Annotated in this window: 3 protein-coding genes; all 3 read left to right on the plus strand. The window is 67.0% G+C overall.

Going from position 1 to position 6,354, the window contains the following annotated elements:
• On the plus strand, nt 1–3,174 hold a 3,174-nt coding region (locus QZX93_RS26075; protein ID WP_295395022.1), incomplete at its 5' end, for a WD40 repeat domain-containing protein.
• Between the two features lie 193 nt (nt 3,175–3,367).
• Nucleotides 3,368–5,542, plus strand: coding sequence for a SpoIIE family protein phosphatase (locus QZX93_RS26080; RefSeq protein WP_295386464.1), 2,175 nt, complete (start codon nt 3,368–3,370; stop codon nt 5,540–5,542).
• Entirely contained in the window at nt 5,511–5,984 is a 474-nt protein-coding gene (locus tag QZX93_RS26085; protein WP_295386458.1) for a GNAT family N-acetyltransferase, read from the plus strand. The genes QZX93_RS26080 and QZX93_RS26085 overlap by 32 nt, the downstream gene beginning before the upstream one ends.
• The last annotated feature ends 370 nt before the right edge of the window (nt 5,985–6,354 follow it).

Below are 6,354 nucleotides of genomic sequence, written 5' to 3' on the forward strand. Positions count from 1 at the left end.
AAAGGCCCGATGGCGCTCAACTGGTTGTTGGGCCTGCGCCCGCTGGACCAGGGCGCGCGCCTCCTGATCCTGGTCGACCAGTTCGAGGAGCTGTTCCGCTTTGCCGACCAGGGCGACGAGCAAACCCGCGACGCCGCCGCCCGCGAGGCCGGGGCCTTCGTCGCACTGCTGCTCGCCGCCGCCCAGCACCCGGCGGTCTATGTGGTCATCACCATGCGCTCGGACTTCCTGGGCGACTGCGCCCGTCACCCGGGCCTGCCAGAGGCGGTGAACGCCGGGCTCTATCTGGTCCCGCGCCTGGCGCCCGAGCAACTGGCCGATGCCATCCGGCTCCCCGCCCGGCTGTGCGGCGGTGAGGTGGAGGCGGACCTGGTGGGCCGTCTGTTGGACGACTCCCGCGGCGAGCAGGACCAACTGCCCCTGCTCCAGCACGCGCTGATGCGGCTGTGGGACCTGGGGGCCGGCGACCACCGGCTGACCCTGACCGGGTACAAACGGCTGGGCGGGCTTGCCGAGGCGCTCAACGCACACGCGCAGGCGGCATACGCGGAGCTCGCCGAGGCCGAGCGACCCGTTGCCGAGACCCTGTTCCGGAGCCTGAGCGGACGCGGCGAGAATGGGCGCGACACCCGCCGGCCGGTGCGTGTCAGCGAGGTCGCGGACCTGGCCGGGGTGGACGCGGGGCGGGTGATCGCGGTGGCCGAGTCATTCCGCGCCGCGGGGCGCAGCTTCCTCATGCCCCCGCCGCCGGGGAGCGAGGGCGGGGCCGCGCTGGACGCGGACGCCATGCTCGACATCGCACACGAATCACTGATCCGCCAGTGGCGCAGGCTCCAGCAATGGGCCGAGACCGAGGCCGACCAGGCGGCCATCTACCGGCGGCTGGAGTCCGACGCCCGCCGCCGCCGCGACCGGGGCGAGGCGACCCCCTGGACCGGCGCCGAACTGGGACTGGCGCGGCCCTGGCTTGCCGACCTGGAGCACACGCGGCGCTGGGCCTTGCGCTATGCCGCGGAGGGCGAGGCATCGGTCGACCTCGCCCTAGCCTTCCTCACAGAGTCAGCAGCGGAGGAAGACCGACAGCGCGAGGCTAAAGAGACCCTGGAACGAGAGCGTACCGCGGAGCTTTTCGACTCGATACTTACCCACTCGGCCTTGCTGGCCCGTACTGAAGACTATGCCGGGGCGCGGGAGCGGCTGGACAGTTCGCGCCGGCTGGACGGGCAGATACCGGCCACCCGGCGGCTGGCGCGGGACCTGTTGGCGCGCTATGCGGCAATCATGGGCGGGAGTGCGGACAAGGTTTACATCGGGGCCGGCGCCAAACTGTTCTCGGTCGTGATCAGTCCGGACGGGCGCTGGGTCGCCACCAGCGGTGAGCGGGGTACGGTCGTGCTATTTGACGCGGAGAGCGGGAAACTGGTCCAGCGTCTCACAGGGCATGACCCCAAGGCTGGTCGTCTCGGGTCGGTCTACAGTCTGGTTTTCCAACCCCACTGCGACTGGCTCGCCAGTGCGGGTAAAGACCGACAGATCATTCTCTGGACCCTGCCGAGCGCGGATCGGCCCGCCGCCGAACTCCGCAAGTGGCAGGCGCCAGAGGTGGTCGATACATTGGCGATCAGTCCGGACGGCGCCCTGCTCGCCAGCGGCGGGGACGACAAGGCCATCACGTTCTGGGATCCAAAGACCGGCAAGGTCCTGCGGACTCTCAACGGTCACTCGGCTCAGATTTCTGAGATCGCCGGACTCGCCTTCTCCCTGGACGGGACCCGGCTGGCCAGCGCGAGTTATGACGACACCGCCCGTATCTGGGATACCAGGACCGGTGCGGAAACGACGCGGCTGACCGGGCACCAAGGCGATGTGGATGGCATCGCATTTTCCGCCGACGGAACCCGGGTCGCCACCAGCGGTGTAGACGGCCGAGTCATCCTCTGGGACGTGCAGAACGGCACCCAGCTGCGAGTCTTCACCGGACATGCAAACATGGTTTTTGGCATCGACTTCACTGAGCGAACCGGTGAGCCGGGCGCCGCACCACTGATCGCTGCCGCCGGATTCGACCGCACCATCAGGGTCTGGGACTCGGAGAGCACAGTAACCCAGCGGCTGCTCCAAGGCCACGAGGCCGGGGTGACGGGCATCGCCATCAAGGGCGGTTCGCTCTATTCCGCCGCCAACGACGGGACTGTCCGGCGCTGGCCCTTGAGTCTGCCGCATCAGCGCCTGCTGGATCTGCCGAGCGAGCCGGCATCCGCAACGATCGCCCCGGACGGCCGATCAGTGGCAGTTGGATTTGCCGACGGCTCATTACGGATCTGGGGTCTACCGGATCTCCAATCCATTGCGGAGCTTCCTACGGCCCATCAAACCATCATTCAGCGCCTCGCCTACTCCCCGGACGGCACCCTGCTCGCCAGCGCGGGATTCGACAAGCTGGCGCGGCTCTGGCGCATTGGCCCGGATGGCAACCCCTCACCGGCATTCGACCTCGCCGGTCACGAGGACGCAGTCAGTGCAGTCGTCTTCTCACCGGACGGCCGGCGGCTCGCCACCGCTGGGTACGACGGCCGGATCGGGCTATTCGACACCGGCAGCGGCAAGGGCCGATTCATCCGCTCGACGAAGGGCAAAACGATGTCAGTCGCCTTCGATCCTAAAGGAACGCGGGTCATTGCCGGGGACAGGGACGACGGCAAGGTCCGCATCTGGTCCATCACCGAGGACCGGCCGATCCTGGCCCGCGAATACCAGGCGGCAGCGGACCGTCTGATGTGGGCCGAGACCAGCGCCGACGGCAGCCGCATCGCCGCTGTCGGCCGCGATTATGTACTCAACGTCCTGGACACCACGACAGGTAAGACCCTGGCCCGGCTCCCAGGCCACGAGCAGACGGTCTTCAAGGCCCGCTTCCTGCCCGGCGGACACCAGGTCGCCACCGTGAGCACCGACGCCACGGTTCGGCTCTGGGACCTAGACACCCAGACCGCACTCTTCACCCTGCGCCTGCCGACCGACCGCAGCCCACCGCTGCCGCTCTGGGACTTCGACCTGCGCTGCAGCGCGCCCGAGCCCAAGGGTGCCGGCACCTGCTGGCTGGTGGTCCCGCTGGTGCGCGGCAAGCTCGCCGTCTATGACCTGGGGCCGCTCCCGGCCGGTCTGGCTCCGTAGGAACGGCCCCCGGCCGCGACGAGTCACGCGCAATCCCGCCGGCCCAAGCGGCGCTACCGGCGTTGGCAACCGCCCCACGCTCTGGCGGAAGTCGCCGCCGTCCTCGCCCGGGCAACACCGGAAACCGCCCAGGTTGATCTGTACGACCCGCGGCCGATCCAGTAGCATCCGGCAGAGACCATTGGAACCCATCATGATCTCCCGACCTCTTCAAAAGCTCCCGCTACGCGTCACGGTCCCGCTGCTGTTGGCCTTGCCGATCCTGCTGACGGCCGCGGTCATCATCATTCTCTTTCTGGTCCAAACGCGCACGGCCATGCAGCGGCTGGCCTACGATGAGCTCGCGCAGATCCACCGGGAGGTCCTCGACCAGACCAATGCACTGTTGAGCCAGCCTGGGCGAATCAACCAAATCAACGCGACCCTGATCAGGGAGGGGCGGCTCGATCCGGCCCGCCCGCGGACCTGGGCCAGGGTCATGTTGGCGGAGGCCAGCGCGAGCGCCGGCATCACCGCGCTCGACTGGGCGACCACGACGGGCGACGCCATCGCCGTATCGCGCTATGCGGGCGATCAGGGCTATACACTGGCCATCAAGGACAGCCAAAGCAATGGCCTCCTGGAGGAATTCGCCGTCAGCCCAGGCGGCGAGACCGCCGCTTCGCCGCTGGCGGCGAGACCCTATGACCCACACCGGCGCCCCTGGTACAGCGCGGGCCTCGCGGCGGGGATACCGGCATGGAGCGAGCCCTATGCCTGGGTCGCAAAGCATGGTGCGCCGCAGGCCACCCTGGCGATTGCCTATAGCCAGCCATACCGCAATCCATCCGGCCAATTGCTCGGTGTGCTGGCCAGCGAATTGAGCCTGGAGGAGCTGTCCAGCACGCTGGGTCAGATCCAGATCGGACAGACCGGGCTCGCCTTCATCCTGTATACCGACGGCCGGCTCGCGGCACGCTCAACCGGCACCCCGCTCAACACCGCCGAGGGTCGCCCGGTCCTGGCGTGGGACGACCGGGATGCCACGGTCGCCGCCGTTGGCGCCTTCCTGAAGACCCGGCTCGGCGCGCTGGACGCCCTGGATACCGCCACCCACTACGCCATCGACATCGCCGGCCAGCGGCAACTGATCAAGGTTTCACCGCTTCACCATGCGACCGGGCTGCATTGGCTGGTCGTCACGGTCGTCCCACAGGCCGATTTCCTGGCCGAAATCGAGGCCGGACGGCGCATCGCCATCGGCATCGCGCTGGTGGTCGTGCTGCTCGGTCTCGGGCTGGGCTCGCTGGCGGCAAAGGCCATGACCGCGCCCATCCTCAGCCTGGTGGCTCATGCACGCCGTATTGGTGCCGGCGACCTGGATACCCAGGTGGCCTTGCACCAATCGCCCGAGTTGGCGCAACTCTCGCAGGAAATCAATACCATGACGGCCGGTCTGCGGGACCGCCTACGCATGCGCCAATCCCTGGCCATGGCGATGGACGTCCAACGCACGCTATTACCACAAGCGACCCCGGTCATCCCTGGACTGGATCTGGCCGGTCACAGCACCTACTGCGACGAAACCGGGGGGGATTATTACGACTATTTGGATCTATTCGACCTCCCGGAGGATACGGTCGCGGTCGCCCTGGGCGATGTGAGCGGTCACGGCATTGCCGCGGCCATGATCATGGCCACGGCGCGCGGCATTCTGCGCAGTCGTTCACGCAAACCGGGGTCCCTGGCCGACCTGTTGGACCACATGAACGAGCTGCTCATCGACGACAGCGACAGTGGACGCTTTATGACCATGCTGCTGATGGTCATCAATGTCCCCCGCCGCGAAATGCGCTGGGCCTCGGCCGGTCATGATATGCCCTTCATCTACGACCCGCAGGCGGAGCGCTTTATCGACGTGGATGGAGCCGGCCTACCGCTGGGCATTCTGACGGGCCACAACTATGAGGAGTTCGTATTGGCAGACGTCGCCCCCGGGACCCTCTTTCTGGCCGGCACCGATGGCATCTGGGAAACGACCAACAGCGCCGGCGAATTCTATGGCAAGGAGCGGGTGGCCGAGCTCATACGGCGGCAGGCCGGCCGCACGGCGGAAGAGATCAGCGCCTGCCTGCGCGAAGAACTGGAGGCGTTTCGTGGCACCGCCCTACAGAGCGACGACATCACCTTTGTGGTCGTGAAGGTGGTGCCGGAAGCGCAGGCCGTCATCGAGCGCGAGCAAACGCTGAAACTCTCCCGGCGCGACGCGGAGCGCTTGCTTGACCTCTTGGAGCATCCACCGCCACCGAATGCCGCCCTCGCCACGGCCCAGGCGCGTTATCAGGAATTGCGACGCGATGCTGATTCAGGCTTTAACTGGCAGCCATAACCGCCAGGGCTTCGAGCGCGGGCGCGCCGAACTCAACGACTGGCTGGCGAAAATCGCCAGCCAGCATCAGCACAAGGGTTTATCCAAGACCTTTGTGGCGGTGCCGGAGGCGGCGCTCGCCGATATTCTGGGCTACTACGCATTGACGCTCACCGAGGTGGATACCCGCGCCCTACCGGAGGCCTATGCCAAGCGACTGCCCCGCATCATCCCCGGCGTGCGTCTCGGGCGCTTGGCCGTCGATCGACACCATCAAGGCAAGAGGCTCGGCGAATTGTTGCTGATGGCCGCCATGGACCGCGTGCGGGCGATTCGTGAACACGCCGGTGCGGTGGGGCTATTCGTTGACGCACTCGATGCGCAAGCGGCCGGGTTTTATGTCCGGTATGGCGCGGTCGCCTTTCTCGATGCGCCCTTGAAGCTGTTCCTGCCGGTCCGTTAGCTCATAGGGTGGGTTACGGCGCGTCTGACATCGCAGATGACCATAAGATGGCTCAGCACGCGCGCCTAACCCGACGGCACGCGCGCTGACCCGCGCGTGACCAGAAGGGGACCACCCATGACGATTGAAACGGCGCCGTTCGATTATACTTTGCCAAGCCGCATCGCGACCAGGCACACACCTGCATCGCATCTGCGTCGCCACCTTTCGGGACAACCTCCTGTAAGATAGTAACCATCCCCCGGCAAAGCCGGGGGCTTTCATTCGTGAGCCGCTCGAAGCGGCTACGGGGTCGCTAACGCGGCCCCGCGGTTCTTGGGCCGCCTAAAGGCGGCGACTCAGCCCCAGAGGTTGAGCTGTTCGAGGCGCG

It is taken from the genome of uncultured Thiodictyon sp. (assembly GCF_903946935.1).
In the GTDB taxonomy this organism is placed as follows: Bacteria; Pseudomonadota; Gammaproteobacteria; order Chromatiales; family Chromatiaceae; genus Thiodictyon.